This is a genomic window from Peptococcaceae bacterium 1198_IL3148, assembly GCA_036763105.1.
Taxonomy (GTDB): Bacteria; Bacillota; Desulfotomaculia; order Desulfotomaculales; family Desulfohalotomaculaceae; genus JBAIYS01.
This window is the reverse complement of record JBAIYS010000015.1, coordinates 38,923-58,706: the sequence shown is the minus strand read 5'-3', so window position 1 is coordinate 58,706 and position 19,784 is coordinate 38,923. Positions and strand designations below refer to the sequence as shown.

19 protein-coding genes are annotated in these 19,784 nt (G+C 42.4%); 18 read left to right on the top strand and 1 reads right to left on the bottom strand.

Going from position 1 to position 19,784, the window contains the following annotated elements; all coding sequences use genetic code 11:
* Nucleotides 1-388 precede the first annotated feature (388 nt).
* The 6 genes from V6C27_13105 (at nt 389) to V6C27_13080 (ending at nt 8,128) form a co-directional block, all read left to right on the top strand.
* Complete coding sequence (locus V6C27_13105) at nt 389-691, top strand: hypothetical protein (protein ID MEG6617344.1); 303 nt, start codon at nt 389-391, stop codon at nt 689-691.
* Between the two features lie 78 nt (nt 692-769).
* On the top strand, nt 770-4,231 hold the full coding sequence (locus V6C27_13100) for a flagellin (protein ID MEG6617343.1): 3,462 nt from the start codon (nt 770-772) through the stop codon (nt 4,229-4,231).
* 170 nt (nt 4,232-4,401) lie between these two features.
* Nucleotides 4,402-6,861, top strand: coding sequence for a flagellar filament capping protein FliD (gene fliD / locus V6C27_13095; protein MEG6617342.1), 2,460 nt, complete (start codon nt 4,402-4,404; stop codon nt 6,859-6,861).
* Between the two features lie 35 nt (nt 6,862-6,896).
* The gene (gene fliS, locus V6C27_13090; GenBank protein MEG6617341.1) at nt 6,897-7,280 is read left to right on the top strand and encodes a flagellar export chaperone FliS; all 384 of its coding nucleotides are present in this window, start codon (nt 6,897-6,899) and stop codon (nt 7,278-7,280) included.
* The gene (locus V6C27_13085; protein MEG6617340.1) at nt 7,281-7,748 is read left to right on the top strand and encodes a hypothetical protein; all 468 of its coding nucleotides are present in this window, start codon (nt 7,281-7,283) and stop codon (nt 7,746-7,748) included.
* A 14-nt stretch (nt 7,749-7,762) separates the two neighbouring features.
* Complete coding sequence (locus V6C27_13080; protein MEG6617339.1) at nt 7,763-8,128, top strand: flagellar protein FlaG; 366 nt, start codon at nt 7,763-7,765, stop codon at nt 8,126-8,128.
* A gap of 58 nt (nt 8,129-8,186) precedes the next feature.
* On the opposite strand, the gene V6C27_13075 is transcribed toward V6C27_13080, so the two are convergent.
* Nucleotides 8,187-9,377, bottom strand: coding sequence for a DUF2225 domain-containing protein (locus V6C27_13075; GenBank protein ID MEG6617338.1), 1,191 nt, complete (start codon nt 9,375-9,377; stop codon nt 8,187-8,189).
* 244 nt (nt 9,378-9,621) lie between these two features.
* Here V6C27_13075 and V6C27_13070 point away from each other — a divergent pair, with 244 nt between their 5' ends.
* The 12 genes from V6C27_13070 to V6C27_13015 all read left to right on the top strand — a co-directional run bounded on the left by V6C27_13070 (nt 9,622) and on the right by V6C27_13015 (nt 19,771).
* On the top strand, nt 9,622-10,470 hold the full coding sequence (locus V6C27_13070) for a transporter substrate-binding domain-containing protein (GenBank protein MEG6617337.1): 849 nt from the start codon (nt 9,622-9,624) through the stop codon (nt 10,468-10,470).
* A 63-nt stretch (nt 10,471-10,533) separates the two neighbouring features.
* Complete coding sequence (locus V6C27_13065) at nt 10,534-11,310, top strand: amino acid ABC transporter permease (protein ID MEG6617336.1); 777 nt, start codon at nt 10,534-10,536, stop codon at nt 11,308-11,310.
* A 17-nt stretch (nt 11,311-11,327) separates the two neighbouring features.
* A complete protein-coding gene (locus V6C27_13060; GenBank protein MEG6617335.1) occupies nt 11,328-12,068 on the top strand; it encodes an amino acid ABC transporter ATP-binding protein in 741 nt (246 codons plus the stop codon).
* Nucleotides 12,069-12,183: 115 nt separating this feature from the next.
* Entirely contained in the window at nt 12,184-13,353 is a 1,170-nt protein-coding gene (locus V6C27_13055) for a DegT/DnrJ/EryC1/StrS aminotransferase family protein (GenBank protein ID MEG6617334.1), read from the top strand.
* Between the two features lie 202 nt (nt 13,354-13,555).
* A complete protein-coding gene (gene flgB / locus V6C27_13050) occupies nt 13,556-13,963 on the top strand; it encodes a flagellar basal body rod protein FlgB (protein ID MEG6617333.1) in 408 nt (135 codons plus the stop codon).
* Nucleotides 13,964-13,967: 4 nt separating this feature from the next.
* Nucleotides 13,968-14,408 carry a flagellar basal body rod protein FlgC gene (gene flgC, locus V6C27_13045; protein MEG6617332.1) on the top strand — a complete coding sequence of 147 codons (441 nt, stop codon included), beginning with the start codon at nt 13,968-13,970 and terminating at the stop codon, nt 14,406-14,408.
* Between the two features lie 10 nt (nt 14,409-14,418).
* Nucleotides 14,419-14,715, top strand: a complete 297-nt coding sequence (fliE, locus tag V6C27_13040) for a flagellar hook-basal body complex protein FliE (protein ID MEG6617331.1) — start codon at nt 14,419-14,421, stop codon at nt 14,713-14,715.
* A gap of 29 nt (nt 14,716-14,744) precedes the next feature.
* A complete protein-coding gene (fliF, locus tag V6C27_13035; GenBank protein ID MEG6617330.1) occupies nt 14,745-16,292 on the top strand; it encodes a flagellar basal-body MS-ring/collar protein FliF in 1,548 nt (515 codons plus the stop codon).
* Nucleotides 16,293-16,297: 5 nt separating this feature from the next.
* Nucleotides 16,298-17,305, top strand: coding sequence for a flagellar motor switch protein FliG (fliG, locus tag V6C27_13030; GenBank protein MEG6617329.1), 1,008 nt, complete (start codon nt 16,298-16,300; stop codon nt 17,303-17,305).
* Complete coding sequence (locus V6C27_13025) at nt 17,298-18,002, top strand: FliH/SctL family protein (protein ID MEG6617328.1); 705 nt, start codon at nt 17,298-17,300, stop codon at nt 18,000-18,002. Before fliG ends, V6C27_13025 begins: the two co-directional genes overlap by 8 nt.
* Nucleotides 18,003-18,014: 12 nt before the next feature.
* Complete coding sequence (gene fliI / locus V6C27_13020) at nt 18,015-19,337, top strand: flagellar protein export ATPase FliI (GenBank protein ID MEG6617327.1); 1,323 nt, start codon at nt 18,015-18,017, stop codon at nt 19,335-19,337.
* Nucleotides 19,337-19,771, top strand: a complete 435-nt coding sequence (locus tag V6C27_13015) for a flagellar export protein FliJ (GenBank protein MEG6617326.1) — start codon at nt 19,337-19,339, stop codon at nt 19,769-19,771. The genes fliI and V6C27_13015 overlap by 1 nt, the downstream gene beginning before the upstream one ends.
* Nucleotides 19,772-19,784: the final 13 nt, after the last annotated feature.

Below are 19,784 nucleotides of genomic sequence, written 5' to 3'. Positions count from 1 at the left end.
TATTAACTGCTCTAGTTGTTTATCTGGTAGGATTTAGAATAATTTTTCAATTCATATTAGCGTTTGAAATGGAGTTTTTGCCATTCTTGTATGGTAATTACTTTACTAAACTATTTGGATAGCAAATTAAATAGGGAAGGTGAAGCACAACCCATGCTAAATATTGAAAATAAGAATAAAGTTGAGTTTAATGAGGCATAAAAGCCCCTAATTTTCTAGTTTAAGAAATTTAGGGGCTTTTGCTTTTAATGGATTATTGTTAACTCATGGAATTTCTTATTGACAAAAAATCTATGCCCATTGGAGGAGCACTTTTAGCAGCTTACTTTTTGTTCATAGAACTAAGAGAGTATATAAGCAATAACGCAAGCAGGAAAGAGGCAAGCAAATGGATAAATATATTATTGTAATCAAACAAATTATAGGGTTGGCAGAAACTGCGTTGGAAGGATTAGAGCATATCAAATTGAAGCTGGGCGAGGGACATTACGAGGCAACGGATCCGTTGCTAGCAGATGTTTTGCAGGCTTTAGGTGCCACGGAAAAATCATTGCAACCAATGGCCAGCCAATTGCTACCTAACCAGTTGAGCAATTGTCCCAATTATTGTATGCAGATTTTGATATTACTGTTTCTGCCTACGAACGGTAGGATAAGGCATGTTACTCGTTGTTGGTGGTGGATAGATTGATACCGAATAAAAGGTGGCATGCAGAATTGGACAGAGTATTAATGCCTTACTTGCTAGCTTAAGGGGTAGGTGACACAAATGTATGTAAACGGAAAACAACTAATAAATATAAACAGTCGAATGAAGCGAACACAAAATAGTGTGCAAAAATCTCTGGAAAAACTGTCTTCTGGACTGAGAATTAATTCCGCTGCCGATGATGCTGCCGGATTGGCCATTAGTCAAAAATTGTTAGCCTTGGCGAGAGGCAGTGAAATGGCGCTGCGTAATGTTCAGGACGCTAGTTCGTTGGTGCAGGTAGCTGATGGTGCAATGGAGGATATTACTAATATTATCCATCGTATTCGTGAGTTGACAGTCAAGGCGATGAATGGAACAAATACTGAGCCGGAGAAGGGAGTGCCAATTTCACTGTCCACTGCTGACACAATTATGATCCAAAATGAAATAGATGAGTTAAAAAAGGGCTTAAATGATTTAGTTAAGCATACCGAATTTAATCAAACTAAATTACTTACCAATGTCCAACCGGATGCGTATATTTATGAGGACAGATCTGTAGCCAAGACAATCCAACTATCACAGTATTCACATACAAATGATATAGAAATAACTGAGAACTTAAGAGATTACAAATTTTTATACCCAGACCCGGTAATAAGTAATCAGAATTTCACCAAGACACCATACATATACACTCATACTGTGTCACTTCAAACCTACACTGGTTCAACAGTTGTGGATTATAAACCACAGTGGTCAGAAGACGGGCAATCTATCGTGTTTAAATCAACTCGGGATGGGGGCACTTACGTCATTCCTGCTGATGGAAGTGCTGCTCCGGCTATCAATGAATCCGTTTCGCCGGTACCTACATTGGATATTTCCGGTAATGGGTTAATGAGACTTACAGTTTCAGACAATTATTTAAACCTAGAGGTAAGGACCAACACATCAAGTGATTGGATTGAGCTTAAAAGGTATAACTACAACGATAAGTATGGGGGATACAGTTTTTCTCCAAAGGTAGATGAGGCAGGAGATACGTCATTTGTATTTTCAGATGAACGAGGAAATTTAACAAAAGTTAATGTTAATATAAATTCTTTAAAAATAATTGGGGAGAAGGAATTAATTAATACTGACGATACCCTTAATATTCCACCTGTTAATAATACTATTATATTAGATTCAGCACCTAATTTATATCGAATGAATACATCCTCTGCATCATTACAAATTGAAAAGATTACCGATAGCGGAGCCCGTATACTAACCTATTGGGATGGAACAGGAACAGCTCCAACCGATGGTTATTATACAGTTTCAGGCAACGAAATTACTTTTCATGGGGAAGCAATTATTGGCCACGAAACCGAAACTGATGATGACGGGCAGGATTATTATAAGTTTTCCCTGGTGTCAGATGACACTCAAAATGGTATTTATACGGCAACAATACCCTCGGGAGCAGAAATTTATAATATGCATGGGGAAAGCGGCCCCCGTTCTTTGGATATCCGAGTGGGTGGTAAGACTGTATCCCGAGAACAGTTGCTTTCTTCTAGACCTGAAGATGTTGAGGGGACCACTGGCGTTTATGTGGATGAAGTAACCGGTAAAATTGAATTTTATGGTGATCTTCGACCTGCTCATAATGAGGATGTTTTTATTGATTATATCAGCGATACAGATGGCCGTAATGAAATCACCACTTATTATATTTCCACTAATATTGATACGTATAATCTCACAGATGCGGATCTTACAAAGAATCGGTCATTGCGTGTTTATGTCGGTGGGTTGGAGATTGCTTATGATGCTACAAAAACCAATGGTTATACATACAATCCCTTAAATGGCCGCATTAGCTTATATGGTGATGCACGACCTGATTTACCAGCAGGTCAAAAAATTGAAGTTAAATATGTTTTGGATGCATCAGGTACTGGCACTACTAAAGATGTATATGGTATTACTTTATCAAGAAAACCTGAAATCTATAATTTAGATAACGATACATCACCACAATCCATTCGTGTTTATAGAAACGAAACAGAAGAGATTAAGTACTCCGCATCAGATGGTTTTCAGTATAATGAATCAACCAACACAATTGAATTATATGGTGCAAGCCGCCCAGATGTTGGGGACACATATAAGGTTGAAATGGTGGTTGGCACCGGTGTTTCAGTAACTGATGGCATAGTGGAAATTTCCTTAGACAAACGTCCGGAAACCTATGGCATTGCTGACCCGGAGATTTCTTCTACATTTCGTGTACTTGTTAACGGAGTACAAGTGAATTATGACCCAAATAAGGTAAACGGTTATTTCTATAATAGCGACACTAATAGGATAGAGATTTATGGGGATGCTCGTCCTGAAGTTAGCAATAATTATAGCCCAGATGTGTCAGTATATTACGTATTTGAAAATTCGGTAGTTACTGTAGGTAATAGTGTTTATGATTTTCAGCTCCCATCCAGTACATTAGATTATGGTGTAGCAACTCGATCGGAGCCCAGGGCAATTCGCGTTTATCAAAATGGAACGGATATTCCGCATGATGCCAGCAATGGATTTACCTATGATGCTGCCACTAAACAATTATCATTACATGGTAACTACAGACCTGCTGCAAATGATTACCAAGGGAAATACAGTGTTTACTCTATTAATGCAGAGGACTTAATAGCCGATATCCCACAAGATCGTTATATCTATCGGGTAGAGCTTAATGGCCAAGAGATAGAGGAAGCACAGGATGCTACAGGTGATGGTTATTTTTATAATGGTCAGTATGTTGAAATCGTTGGCGATGCTCGACCAAACGTTACCAAAGATATGGGGCAAATCCATCTCAATGTGGTGTATTCAGATTCATTTAAAATTTCTTTAGATAATGATGCAGCGAGTTTTTTCTATAATAATTATTGTGATCATGAGAAAAATAATGCTTTGTTAGATGCTGAAATAGATCCCACCAGCCTGTCCGTTTTTTTGGACGGCAAAGAACTCTCTGCAGAGCAATATACCTTAAAGGGTAAAGAAATTATATTAAATAGGGGAAAAATATCCCTTAGTCTTGGTAGTCATAATTTGGCGGTAAATTACAAGGTAAGGCAACCGACTGGTCATCAACCAAATAAATTTACTTTTCAAGTAGGTGCCAATTCCGGACAGACATTAGATGTTGAAATTCAATCCTTTGATAACATGTTAAGGGGTACAAATATTATTTGCGTGCGCACCCATGAAGATGCCCAAAAGGGATTGCAAGTTATTGATAAAGCCTTTGAATTTGTTATGCATCAACGGGCAAATATTGGGGCGGTACAAAATAGGCTGGCAAGCATTGCTACCAACCTATCTGTGACTGGAGAAAACACACTCTCTAGCTTAAGTAGAATTGAAGATGCCGATATGGCAAAGGAAATAATGAACCAAACTAAGAATTCTATTCTTGCCCAAGCAACTCAAGCGTTAATGGTTCACACTAATCAACAGTCCCAAGGCGTGTTACAATTACTTAAATAACCAAGAAGGCTACCCGCAAAGGTAGTCTTTTTGCTATAGAGCATAAACTACTATATGGTTGAACAACTAACAAAATAAGTAAGCTTAAACTATTAAGTTTGGCCACTAAATGACGAGATACTTATTAGGTATGTAATCTTTAGCCTTTATTAAATAAAGGAGTGAAAACTTTGGTAACAAGAATTAGTGGTTTGGCATCAGGTTTAGATACAGAGGAACTAATAAAAAACTTAATGAAAATTGAAAATATGCGGGTGGACAGGTTAAAGCAAAATGTTCAGCGCATGGAATGGACGAGGGATAGTTATCGGGATATTAGCAATCTACTAAGGGGTTTTAAGGATGAATACTTTGATGTATTGAAGCCTGATAGTAATATGCGTTCCTTTTCTGCGTTTAGTGCTTTTGAAGCCTTTTACAACGGTTCAACCACTTCTAGTTATTTAACAGTGAAGGCTGGGGCAGATGCATCGGCAGGTAACTACTCAATTAAAGAAATTATTACTGCCACCACAGCAAAATTAACCGGTGGTACATTAGCTAGTGGCATAAAAGGTACTGATATTTCAAACTTTAATATCAGCGGTGCCCAGGATAATAATAAAGTTACTGTTACCTTTAATGGGACAAGCAAAGTAATTACAATAGATGATGATATTAGTGATATAGACGCATTAGTAGATAATTTGCAAACCAAAATCAATGCTGCCTTTGGTGAAAATAAAGTAACAGTTGGCAAAGATGGAAGTCAACTTACATTTGAAACCGATAATACAAATACTCTTTCCTTTAGCTATGTGTATAATACCGGGTGTGCAGATTTATTGGGAAAAGACCTAAGTGAAGGCATTAAGTTGGACAATGGCAATAATAAATTTAAGCTGACATTAGGCACAGATAAAGATCCTGTAGACATTGTGTTGGACCCAGGGGATTACGAGAATACCGACGCGATTGTAGATGCCATCCAAACTAAAATTGACGAACAACTTGGCGCTGATGCCGGCAAAGTGCGTGTTTATAATTCAGGTGGTAAAGTTGCATTAAAAGCGATAGATGCTGATGCTACCGTTGGCAGTACTGGAAGTATAATTGGTCAAACTATAACCGATAGTAATGAAATAACTCAAGATAATAATGAAATAACGGTTACAATTGGGGAGAACAGTAAAACCATTAATTTAGCAGAAAAAACTTATACGCAACAAGAGCTATTAACAGCAGTGCAAAGGCAATTAGATAAAGAGTTTGGCTCAAATAAGGTACTGGTAACCCTTGATGACAGTAAAAATCTAAGGTTTGACGCTATATCTGAAGAAAAGCTTTCCACTGCCGCCAAGGAAAACGGTGGTATGGAAGCGTTAGGTTTAGATAGTGCTAATAAATCAAATAAAATAGACTTAAAAGCCAGATTAGCAGATATTAAAGATAAGTTTAATACTAAGCTCATTTTTGGTGATTCAGATAGTATTAAATTTACCATAAACGGAGAAGAGTTTCAGTTTGAGTCCACAGACTCCTTAAGTAATATTATCAATCAGGTTAATAATAACGATAAAGCAAATGTAAAAATGAAGTATGATCAGTTAAATGACCGGTTTGTTATTGAATCCAAGCAAACCGGAGTTACTGCAAAAGTTGAAATAAGTGATCAGAGTTCTAATCTAATGGCGGTACTGGGTTTTAGTAGTAGCAATAACAGTGCTGCCGGAACTGATGCCAAAGTAGAAATAGATTTTAATGATGGTAATGGTTATCAAATTGTTGAACGGTCTACCAATAATTTTAGTATCAATGGTTTATCCTTTGATTTAAAACAAAATTTCAACATAACGGGTACTGAGAATGAACTTAAATTAAATATCAACGCAAATCCAGATAAAGCCGTTGAGACCATTACAAGCTTTGTAGAAAAGTATAATGAAGTGTTGGATAAAATTAATGAACAACTGTCACAGAAAAGGTATCGGGATTATCAACCTTTAACAGAAGAACAAAAGAAAGAAATGTCCGAGAAGGATATAGAGTTGTGGGAAGAGAAGGCAAAAAGTGGTTTACTTCGAAGCGACCCCTTATTAGACAGAATAGTTAACAACATGCGCTCTGCTTTGTATACTGAGGTGGAAGGTGTCGGTATTTCTTTATACGATATCGGCATTAAAACCGGCAGTTGGGAGCAAAGGGGTAAGCTAGTAATTGATGAAGAAAAGTTAAAGGCTGCTTTAACTGAAAACCCAAATCAGGTTGCCCAACTTTTTAGCCAAAAATCCGATGTTTCTTATACCGAAGCAATGGACGATTCCAGCAAGGCTAAGACCAGATATGCTCAATCTGGATTGGCAGAGCGGTTGTATGACATTATTCAAGATAACATTAGAACTACCAGAAGTAGCAGTGGACAAAAAGGTTTATTGTTAGAAAAAGCCGGTATCAAGAATGATGGTACAGAATTTGATAATCTAATTAATGACCAAATTGAAAGAGAAAATGATAGAATTGGTCGTTTGTTGGACCAATTGAATAATAAAGAAAACTACTATTACAATATGTTTGCCCAGATGGAAAAGGCCATTCAACAAATGAACTCCCAAAGTATGTGGTTGCTTCAACAATTTGGTGGCGGTGCATAAAGTATGTAAATAAGCCGAAAGGGTGAATATAAATCATGCAAGCAGCAGCGAATCCATATGCCCAGTATCAACAAAATGCAGTTACCAGTGCCGAACCGGGACAGTTGACATTAATGTTATACAACGGTGCGTTAAAGTTCATTAAACAGTCAATAAGTCAACTGGAAGCCAATAATATAGAACAATGCAATTACTACAACCAACGGGTGCAAGACATCATCACCGAATTGATGGTGACGTTAAACCAGGACTTCGAGATCTCTAAAAACCTGTATAATTTGTACGACTACATCAAGCGTCGACTGATTGAAGCCAACATCAAAAAAGATAAAGAAATTTTGTTAGAAGTGCAAGGTTTGATTGAGGAATTAAGGGACACCTGGTCCCTGGCATTAAAAAAGGCTAAGAGCGGTGCCTAAATGAACGACAGCGTGGTTAAAAAACTAATTGAGTATTATCAACAAAAGCTGAAATTAATGCAGGAAATATTGCAGTTGAGCAGGCGCATGACGGTGTCCTCTGAATTTGACCAACTGGAAAAGCACCTAATGGCGCGCCAGGAGTATATGAATAAAGTAGACCAGTGGGATCAGCAAATTCAGCTATTAAAGGATAAGTTGGTGGCTGAAACCGGTGCGGCCCATTGGGCAGATTTTAAAAAGCAACAACCAGAGGTATTGCAGCAATTGGAGCCGATAATCGCTGCCATCGGTGCAGCTGCCAAAGAGGCTAAGGAACTAGCGGATCAAAGTCGGGCCGAGGCTGAACAAAGGCTAAAGGAATTACAGTTGGAAATGAGAAAAATGCAATCGTCAAAGGTAGGAATGAAAGCCTATCACAACAAACCTAAACAACACAGTGGTTATTTTTTAGATAAGAAAAAATAGCGGGTGGTGATTATATGGTTGTTTCCCAATTAGACCCCGCGGTGCGTACCCAGCAAATACAGCAACGTGAACAAAAAACTGTAACTGTTGGTAAAAGAACAGCAACTGGTGAAGAACAACCAGCACAGGATTTTACCGAGTTAGAGACAGCAGCAACATTGGAACAGCTGACCAAGGCCGTGGAGCAAGCCAACAAAACTATGGAAAACTTTCAAACGAATCTGCATTTTGAATTGCACGAAGAGAGCGGCGAGTATTTAGTGAAGGTAGTGAATTCTGAAAATAAAGAAATAGTTAGGGAAATACCACCAGAATGGGTGCTGGACATGGTGGCCTATTTTAGGGAAATAGTGGGCATTATGGTGGATGAAATTGTATAAAAAAGCGGTTATCTTAGAGGGTTGCTCTAAGATAACCGCTTTTTATTATGTCAACTGGCTACCCCTCGGCATTTTTCATCTCGGCCCGAATATCTTGCCAACGGTCCCGGGCCCGGTTGACGATGCCGATAAACACTTGTTTTTGCGGATGGGTAACCACGCGGTTAAACCAATTAATGGCCATTTTGGGGTCACCAATGCGGGCGTAGAGTTCGCCCACCAAGTAAAGAAGCATGATTTCCTGCTTAGGATTAAAATTCTCCCGGGAAAAGGCTATTTCATAATGTTTTATTGCTTGTTCAATAAATTTGTATTCATTAACAGTGTCGCCTTCATAGCGGTGCAACCACGCCAGGCGCAAGTAGAGTTTAGCAATTAAAGATTGCTTACTGCCTGCAGCGGTCTGGCTTTTTATTGCTAAAACAAAGGTTTCTTTGGCTTGGCTGGCATTACGAATTTTGCAGTAATCCTTTTTGGGCAATGAGTCTACTACCCTTTTCACCCCGGTGGCAGCGTTGGCGCCCAATGGCTCGCGAGTTTCATCGGTAAAGGCAAAACTGCACTGGGGACATACCGCCACGTCATAGTAGATGGGGTTGAGGCCTTTATAATAGTTGCAAAAGTCGTCATCACTTTTTTCAATGGTGATATGTTTAGTTAGTACTCTAGGGGTGGTAAATTTTGTTCCGCAATGGGGACACTCCAGTTTACGATCGTAAAACATCTCATTGATATCGGTCGGCAAAGCAGTTGTTTCATCAGTCAGTGCCAGGTCAAGGTCAGTTATTGGCAGGGCAGAATTTGCATCCTGCCTGGCCAGTTGATCATAGGTGGCGTCTAGCCGGGCACTGACATTTTTTAACAGGTTAATGGCCAACGTGCCATTTTGTTGCAGCAAGACCATCAAGACTTCGCCGGGAATGCCGAACAGCAATGATTTTGCCTCTGCCTTGGCAGTAACCGTTCTTTTGCCGGTTTCATTTAAAAGGGCAATTTCACCAAAGTAGTCGCCGGTTTGATGTTTGTACACCGGTACTTCTTTGCTGGTGGCGGTATTTTTATATAAGGTTACACTGCCGGAGCCAATGATGTACAGTAAATCACCGTTATCCCCCTCATTAAACAAAATGGTGTCCTGGGGGAAGGTAATTATTTTGGTGTTTTCAGCGATATTCCTGATGGTATAATCAGGCAGGTTTTTAAATAAAGATGAGCGTTTTAAAATTTCTGTTTGTACGTTTATATCCATTGTCACACCTCAAATATATTAGTTAAGCCATATTATACCAAAGATTATGACAAAAAAGATAAAAGATTATTGTTATTCAAAACAACTAGAGATTATTCTTGAAATCGACTATAAATAATGATAAAATTATTTAGCGTGTAGGGAATATTTAGGCAATTCTATGTTTATATATTCAATTAATTAAATAGATTGCCTTTTATGTTACGAAAACAATATTATAAAAGGAGGAGGAAGGTATTTAGTTATGAGGAGAAAACTGTTATTATTTTTAGTAATGTCCTTATCTGTAATGTTATTGTTGACAGGTTGCGGGTCTGGTAGCGATGCAGAAAAAACCGAGGCGCCGGCGGCAAGCGAAGATAACACCTTTAAAGTGGGTCTAGAATGTGGCTATGCACCTTTCAACTGGACACAAATGGATGATTCCAATGGGGCGGTTAAAATCGACGGCAATGCTGAATATGCCGGCGGTTATGATGTGGAAATCGCCAAAAGAATTGCTGAAGGTTTGGGAAAAGAATTGGTAATTGTTAAAGTTGAGTGGGATGGTCTGGTGCCGGCATTGACATCGGGCAAAATCGATGCTATTATCGCTGGTATGTCACCAACGGCGGAACGCAAAAAGACCATTGACTTTTCAGACAACTATTATAAATCAGATTTAGTGATGGTAGTTAAAAAGGGTGGCGATTATGAAGGAGCCACTTCTATCCAAGATTTCAGTGGTGCCAAAGTAACTGCTCAGTTAAATACCTTCCACTATTCAGTTATTGATCAAATTGAAGGGGTACAAAAACAACCGGCCATGGATAACTTCCCGGCCATGAGGGTTGCGCTGGAATCGGGAGTAATTGATGGTTACGTTTCGGAGCGCCCGGAAGGGGTCAGTGCTTCTGCGGCCAATAAAAACTTCGCCATGGTTGAATTCACCGATGGATTTGTTACCTCTGACGATGACACAGCCATCGCTGTTGGTTTGGCAAAGGGTAGCGAATTACTGGAACCAATTAACGAAATTTTAGCAGGTATCCCATTGGAAGAGCAAACAAAAATTATGGATGCCGCTATTTTGAATCAACCAGCAGCTGAATAACGATAATGAGAAACCGGGTACACTAATGCACCCGGTTTTATACTGTTGTAAAGGAGTAGAACAATGAGTTTTGAGTGGATAGTCAATATTGTTACAAACTACTGGCCCATGTTCCTGCGGGGAGCGGGCATGACATTGCTAATTTCTATTATTGGCACAATTATAGGTTCTATCATCGGTTTAATTATTGGGGTTATCCGTACTATGCCCATGCCGGAGCGAGGACCCAAAAGAATGGTGCAAAAGGTTGTTAATTTTATTCTCACTGCCTACATCGAATTTTTCCGTGGCACCCCGATGATTGTACAAGCAATGGTAATTTTTTATGGTTCTGCTTTGGCCTTTGGCGTAAATATGGATCGCACATATGCCGCAATTTTTATTGTGTCTATTAACACCGGCGCCTACATGTCGGAAATTGTGCGTGGAGGTATCATCTCCATTGATAAAGGCCAATTTGAAGCCGCCCATGCCATTGGCATGAACCACATTCAAACCATGACTAATATTGTATTACCCCAAGTGATTCGCAATATTTTACCGGCCACTGGCAATGAATTTGTCATTAATATTAAAGATACTTCGGTGCTAAACGTAATCTCGGTAACGGAGCTGTTCTTTCAAACCAAATCCATTGCCGGCAACAACTTCCGGTACTTTGAAGCATTCTCAGTGGCCTGTATCATTTACTTTATCATGACCTTTACTGTCACCAGAATTTTACGTTACATTGAAAGAAGACTGGATGGCCCGGACGACTACATCATGGTTAACCAAATGCAAGTGGAAAGACCGGAAGATGCCGTGCGCAAAAAGAACAGGGATGGCAATAGATATTAGAAGAAGGAGGTTGAAATATGGAAAAAATCATTGATATCCAACATTTAAGCAAATCCTTTGGCACCCATGAGGTGTTAAAAGACATTAATTTTTCAGTAAAAAAAGGAGAAGTTGTCTGTATCATTGGTTCATCCGGATCTGGTAAATCAACACTCCTTCGCTGTGTCAATTTACTGGAGAAGCCCAGTGGTGGCCAAATTATTTACAAAGGTGAAAATATTTTAGACGATAAGCACGATATTTACGCCTACCGGACAAAATTAGGTATGGTGTTCCAACAATTCAACTTGTTTAATAACCACAATGTTTTAAACAACTGTGTGGTGGGACAAATTAAAGTGCTCAAGCGCTCCCGGGAAGAGGCCGAAAAGGTGGCGATGAAATATTTGCAAGTGGTGGGCATGGATCAGTATATTAATGCCAAACCCAGACAGTTATCCGGTGGTCAAAAACAACGGGTGGCCATTGCCCGTGCCCTTTCTATGGAGCCGGATGTAATGTTGTTTGATGAACCAACCTCAGCTCTCGATCCGGAAATGGTGGGAGAAGTGCTACGGGTTATGAAGGAACTGGCAGAATTGGGTCTAACCATGTTAATAGTCACCCATGAAATGGGCTTTGCCAAAGAAGTATCGGATCGGGTGGTATTTATGGACAAGGGTGTGATTGCCGAAGAAGGCCCACCGGAGCAAATTTTTAACAATCCGACCCAGGAACGCACCAGAGAATTTTTAAAACGTACCCTCAAACAGATGTAATTTGGATAAAAGAGGTTGTTTTGCAACAGCCTCTTTTTTTGTTTGCAAGTTTTAATGTTGTTTTTGAGATATTCTGTTAGAATAAGTAGAGATATGTAAAATAGGGAGGGTTATCATGCCGAGTAAATTGTTTACTGATGAAGATAAAAATGCTCTATTATCGGTTTTGCAAAGTGAAAAGCTACACCTGGGTGAGCAGGTGAACAAATTTGAGCAAGCCTTTGCAGACTATGTGGGCGTAAAACATGCAGTGGCGGTATCCAGTGCCGCGGCTGGTTTACATATCTCTTTGCTGGCAGCGGCGGTGGGACCGAGCGAAGAAGTAATTGTGTCCCCCATTGCACCGGTAGCCGGACCCAATGCGGTTTTTTATCAAAAGGGTGTCAATACTTTTGCTGATGTTGATCCCTCTACCGGGAATGTTGATGCTAAAGATGTGGTGGCCAGAATAAATGACAAAACTAAAGCGGTGTTGGTACATCACTACGCCGGTAACCCCTGTGACTTACAGCCCGTCCTAGATGGCGTAAAGGATCGAGATATTGCGGTGATTGTTGACGCCAGTCACGGTTTAGGGGCCCAGTATCGCGGGCGGTCGGTGGCCAGTTGGGGTGACATGGTGGTGTTTAGCTTTGGACCGGGAAACCATATTTACACCGGTGATGGTGGGATGATTGCCACCAATTCGGCGGATTTAGCCCAATGGTTGCGCATGTTTCGGGATGAGGGGCTGGTTAAAGACCCACATCTGTTAACTAAAGATATTGGCCTGTGGCACTACGAAATGCAAGATTTGGGCTACGCTTATCGGATGACAGAATTACAGGCGGCTTTGGGTTTAAGCCAACTGGAGCGTATTGATCAAATTATTCAAAGGCGTACCGCCATTGCTTACCAGTATAATGACGCCTTCGGAGCGCTGCCCCAATTACAAATTCCCCAGTGGCAACCAGATACCATACCGGCATGGGGCATGTATCCCTTGCAGTTAAAGAGTGCAGAATTGGTGACTGCCAAAAGAAAAATCTTTGCAGAATTAAAGGCCAGTGGCATTGATGTTGATGTTCAGTACTATCCAGTATTTTCACATCCTTATTATTTATGGGCAGGGCATCCGGACATTTGCACTTTAGAGGGAAGTAGGGCCCCCAAGGCCGAGGAGTTCTATCAGCGGGTGTTGTTACTACCCATTAATCACAGCCTTGCTGACCGAGAAATAAAACCCATTATTGACACAACTTATCAAGTGATTAACAAAATTTTTAATAAGCAAAACAGGCCATAAATCTGGGAAAATAGTCCTAAAAAAGTGAGAGCTTATTGATTTTTTCGACTTGTTCTGTAAAACTTGTAAAGTGGGGTTGTTATATTAGCATTAATCGGGCAACTTTTATGAATATTTACAATTTTTTGCAGGGAAAAGGTTGTTAATGTGGAATATATTTGAAGTACATATCCAAATATGTCGTTAAAGTTGGGAGGTTAACATGCAACTATTTAATAGTCCTACGGTTTTAGCGCTGAAAAAAGACCTAGGTGTGGAAACGCTGAGGCAGCGGGTTATTGCAGACAATGTGGCCAACTTAAATACGCCGGGCTTTAAAAAGTCCTTTGTATCCTTTGAAGAACAACTGCAAACCGCCATGGATAAGAATAGTCTGCCGTTGCGCACCACTCACAGCATGCATATTGGCGGTATTAAGCATCTGGCGGTGGTACAACCAGAGGTGGTACAGGTTACCAACACCAGTTTAAGGCCCGACGGTAACAATGTTAATATGGAGGAAGAAATGGTTAACTTGGCTGCCGCCCTAGTAAAATACAATACATCTGTACAGGCCCTAAGCGGCTATTACTCAACCATTAGTCAAGTAATATCAGGTTCCGGGAGGTAAGTAAATGGGTTTGTTTAATTCCTTTGCCATTAGTGCTTCTGGCATGTCCGCCGAAAGACTGCGTTTGGACATTATTTCCAATAACGTTGCTAACATGAATACGGCGGGAAAGGTGGATGATCCCTTATTAGCACCCTATCGCAGGCAGGTGCCGGTTTTTGCCCAACAACTGCGTCAAGCTATTAAAGGCGATAATGCCACCGCCTTTAGTGGTGCCGGAGTAAAGGTGACTGGTATCGCCCAAGACCCCAATCCCCCGCGGTTGGTCTATGATCCAGCACACCCCTACGCTAACGAAGACGGGTATGTTGCTTATCCCAATGTGAATGTGTTAAATGAAATGACAGACATGATTACTGCAACCAGAGCCTATGAGTCCAATGTGACTGCTTTGAATGCAGCCAAATCAATGGCCATGAAGGCCTTAGAAATTGGCAGGGGTTAGGAGGATGCAAATGCAAATAAACGCTGTGCTGCAACCAATGTTATTAACTGGTCAAACACAACAAATTAATGGTCAGCAACGGGACAACACTGGCTTTGGCGACATTCTAGGCGATGCCCTAGCAAAAGTGAATCAAGCCCAGTTAAATGCTAACCAAATGAAGCTTAAATTTGTCACTGGTGAAGTGGAAGATGTGCACCAAGTGACCATTGCCGCTGAAGAGGCCAAAATTGCCATTAGTTTGGCGGTGGAAGTACGCAATAAAATGGTGGAAGCGTACCAGGAAATTTCACGCATGGCATTATAATATAACTTGCTAGTGGGGAGTGGTTTTTTTTGAACCTACGGGACCTGCCGGCAAGGGGAAAGGAACGGTGGCAGAGTTTTTCGCAAAGACAAAAGATAGCGACGGTGTTAACTACGGTTGCTATTGCTGTCAGTCTGTTTTACATATCAGCTTATTTTTTGCAGACTAAATATGCCCCTCTTCTCTCAGATTTACAAGTAGATGAAGCCGGTGAAATTGCAGAAAAATTAAAATCGTTAAATGTGAAATATAAAATTACCGATCAGGGTAAAACCATTGTGGTGCCTGAGGATCAGGTTTACGAACTGCGCATGCAGCTAGCCAGTGAAGGGGTGCTGCCGGGCAGTGGCCAGGGTTTTGAATTGTTCGATCAAACTAAATTGGCCCAGACCGACTTTGAACAACAGGTGGTTTATCAACGGGCGTTACAGGCGGAGTTAAAGCGCAGTATTGAAGCCATTGATGCGGTGGAACAGGCCCGGGTACATTTAGTTTTGCCAGAAAAAAGTGTGTTTATCGAAGAGGAGGGTGAAGCCTCTGCTTCGGTGGTGGTAAAATTAAAGCCGTTGGCTAAAATGGAGTCTGCCCAGGTTAAAGGGATAAATGACCTGTTGATTGGCAGTGTTGAGGGATTAACGGCAGAAAATATACATATTATCGATACCAATGGTAACACCCTCAATGATTTCCTAAAAACATTGTCTGATCCCACCATGGCAACCAATGGCCAGATTCAACAACAATTGGAAATGCGGGATCAGTATCAACAAAATCTTGAAAAAAGGTTAAAGCAATTTTTAACCCCGGTATTCGGGCCCGGAAAAGCGGTGGCCATGGTATCGGTGGATCTGGATTTTAGCCAAGCCCAAACCACCAGAAAAGAAATTATTCCTGGTGAAGTGGTTAGTGAACAGACCGATAGTGCCAGCGGTAGCGGTGGTAATGTTGCGGGCGGGCCGGCAGGAACCACATCACAAATGCCCGGTACTGACTATCCGGCCGCCAGCGGTGGTGGCTCAGGGGATTATAACAGTGAGAGTACAACCACCAACTATCAGCACGGGGAAGAGATTACTGTAGTTGATCAACCGCCGGGAATGGTTAAGCGCATTTCCACCTCGGTGATTGTCGATAGCAATGTGGAAACTGTTGACCAGCAGGCCATTCAGCAGTTGGTTGCCGCCGCCATTGGCTATGTGCCGGAACGCGGCGATGAAATTACTGTACAAACGATGCCCTTTGACACCAGCGCTGAAATTGATTTTGATGAAGATGCTGAAACACAACCACAAAATCAAATTTACACTTATATCGGCATTGGTTTAGCAACCTTAATAATATTAATGGCAATATTTTTGTTTTTACGCAGAAGACGCAGAAAAAGAGAACTGTTGCAGGCTCAGGAAGCTTTGCCAATGTCAGTGGATCAATTGGTTGGTGAGCCTGAGATTAATTCAGAATTGCCATTGTTAAAAGAGTTACAAGACAAGAAAGATCCTGCTCAGGATTTGAAAGATGTGGCCAAGAAAAAACCCGAAGAGGTGGCCCAAATTATTAAGCTTTGGCTGAAGGAGTAAGTGCAATGTCCGTCCAGTTAACCGGTGAACAAAAAGCAGCAGTGCTGTTAATGAGTTTAGGTGCCGATCTGTCCTCAAAGGTGCTGAAATATGGGTTTAATGACAATGAAATTGAACGTCTCACCGGCGCCATTTCTGACATCGATCGGGTGAAGAGTGATGCGACGGATGCGGTTATCAAGGAATGCTTCGAACTGCTGCGGGCTCGAGAATATGTATTAAGCGGTGGCGTTGATTATGCCAGGGATCTGCTGGAAAAGACGGTGGGTCCAGTTAAAGCGGTGGAGATTTTAGAAAAGGTAAGCCAGAGCATGCGACAAGTGCCGTTCCAAAATCTGCGCAAGGCTGACCCCCGGCAGTTGATTGGCTTTATCCGGGATGAGCATCCCCAGACCATTGCCTTTATTGTGGCGCACCTAAAGACGGATCAAGCGGCTTTAGTGCTGTCAGAATTATCACCAGACATGCAAGCTGATGTGGCGCGGCGGGTGGCAGTTTTAGATCGCACATCTCCAGAGGTGGCCAAAGAAATAGAAAAGGTGTTAGAACGTAAACTGGCCACCGTGGCCTCCACCGAGGAAACAGTGGCGGGTGGCGTTAAGAGCTTGGTGGCTATTCTAAACAAAGTGGATCGAGCCACTGAAAAGGCTATCTTTGAGCACTTAGAAACCACTGATCCAGAATTGGCCGAAGAAATTCGTCGCTTGATGTTTATCTTTGAAGATATTGTTAAACTGCATGACGTCTCTATTCAAAAGGTACTGCGGGAAGTGGACACCAAAGATTTGGCTCTGGCCATGCGTGGTGCCAATAAAGATGTTAATGAGCGCATCTACAAGAATATGTCCAAACGGGCCGGAGAAATGTTGCGAGAGGAAATTGAGTACATGGGTCCGGTGCGTTTGCGGGATGTTGAAGAAGCCCAGCAAAAAATTGTTAATGTCATCCGTAAACTCGAGGAAAGTGGCGAGATTGTCATTTCTCGGGGTGGGGAGGATGCAATAATTGTCTAGAATCATTAAAGGTGCTGCAGTGGATGGTGATCCACTGGAATTAAAGTTCCGTGAGACCTTGGTGACCAAACAAGAAATTGTGGTAGAGCAACCATCGCCGGAAGAACAGGCTAAGACAATGCTTAGCGAAGCCCAGCGGCAGGCTGCCACGATTGTTGCCGACGCCCAGCAAAAGGCAGACCAGTTGACTAAAGCAGCCCGGGCAGAGGCCGAAGAGTTAAAAATACAGGCCCAGGAACAGGGTTACCGAGATGGTTTACAGCAGGCCGAGACCGAGGCAGCGCAAATTCGTTTGCAAGCCCAGCAAGTATTGGAACAAGCAGAAACCGTCAGAAAAGAGACCTTTGCTGCCATGGAGCAAGAGATTGTTAGCTTGGCAGTGGAAATTGCTGAAAAGTTTTTAACCACCCAGTTGCAACTAGACCCCGATCTGGTGGTGGAGGCAGCCAAGGAAGCCTTGCAACAGGTTAAGGATCGAGAACAGGTTACAATTTATGTTAACCCAGAAGATATCGGTGCCTATATCGGGAGAAAGCCTGAATTGACACAAATGCTATCAGACCGGGCTAGGTTAAGTATTATTGCCGATGCCAAGGTTAAACTAGGTGGTTGCTTGGTACAAACCGAGCAGGGCGTTGTGGATGCCACCGCAGATGCGCGCTGGCAAGAGATACTAAAGGCGCTTTTTCCAGCATAATGGGGGGATTTAATGGCACTCACTATAGATCTAAATCCAATCAGACAACGGCTTCAACATGTCCAGCCCATTAAATTACAAGGTCAAGTCACCCAAGTGGTGGGACTGACGGTGGAGGTGCAGGGCATTAACGCTTGCATCGGTGAAGTTTGCAGCATTATTGTGCCGGGCGAACAGCAACCGATCTTTGCTGAAGTGGTGGGCTTTAAAGGGCGCAATTCATTGCTAATGCCGTTGGGCGAGTTGCGGGGTGTTTACCCCGGTTGCTCGGTGTTGCCCACCGGACAAGCCCTAAAGGTAAAGGTGGGTGAACACCTACTGGGCCAAGTGCTGGATGGCCTGGGCCGTCCGATAGAAGATGAGTTGGGCGATGATATTGGCATATCCTTTGCGGTGGATAATCAACCACCCAACCCCCTCAAGCGCAAGCGCATTTCCAGCGTGTTGCCCACCGGAGTGCGGGCGATAGATGCACTGTTGACCTGCGGTTGCGGCCAACGGATCGGCATTTTTGCCGGCAGTGGCGTTGGCAAAAGTACGCTGCTGGGCATGATTGCCAAGCACTGTAGTGCCGACGTCAACGTCATTGGCCTGATCGGTGAACGGGGCCGCGAGGTGCTGGACTTTATTGAGTCCGACCTGGGGCCAGAGGGGTTGGCCAAGTCCATTGTTGTTGCTGCCACCTCTGATCAACCGGCGTTGGTGCGCCTTAAGGGTGCTTATGTGGCCACCGCCATTGCTGAGTACTTTCGGGACCAAGGTAAAGATGTAATGCTGTTGATGGACTCGGTGACCAGATTTGCCATGGCCCAGCGGGAAGTGGGCTTAGCCATCGGTGAACCGCCGGCCACTAGGGGTTATACGCCCTCGGTATTTGCGCTGTTGCCCAAACTGTTAGAGCGTTCCGGCATGGGACAAACCGGCTCCATTACCGCCTTTTATACCGTGCTGGTGGATGGCGATGACATGAATGAGCCGATAGCCGATGCAGTGCGGGGGATTTTAGACGGTCACATTGTTTTGTCCCGCAAACTGGCCGCCAGCAACCATTATCCGGCCATTGATGTGCTAAGCAGTGTCAGTCGGGTGATGCCCGACATTGTGGAAAACCAGCATATCAGCAGTGCTGGTAAAACCAGGGGCCTAATGGCCACCTATAGCGAATCCGAAGATTTGATAAACATTGGCGCCTATGTATCTGGTTCCAATCCCAAGATAGATTTGGCTATCCGCAAGCATGATCAAATCACAGAGTTTTTAACCCAAAGGCCAGAGGAGTACAGTGAATATAGCGAAACTTTGGAAAACCTATACCGAATTACGGAGGGTAGTTGATGAAAAAGTTTCAGTTTTCTTTGGAACCGGTGCTGGAGCAACGCTCTAAAAAGGAACAAGAGGCCTTGCTGTCCCAGAGCCGGGCCGAACAAATTTACCGCGAAAGACTGCAGTTGTTGCAAAGAACCCAAGCCTCACTGGAAAGCTGCATGGAGATGGCTGGCAAAAGCCCACTGGGAGAAATGCACAGACTGATGTACCAGGAAGTGTTGAAATCCCAAATGTTGCAACAGTCCAACCAAACCCAAATGGCCAAGCACAAATTTGATCAAGCTTGTCAAAGAACGACTCGGGCCCGTCAAGATCGATTGATCATTGAAAAATTAAAGGAAAAACAATTGGCCCAGTACCACCAACAAATACGCATGTTGGAAGCCAAGGTAATAGATGAATTGGCCACCACCATGCACGCTAGAAAAATGAGTAAGGGCTAAATCAACTATACTT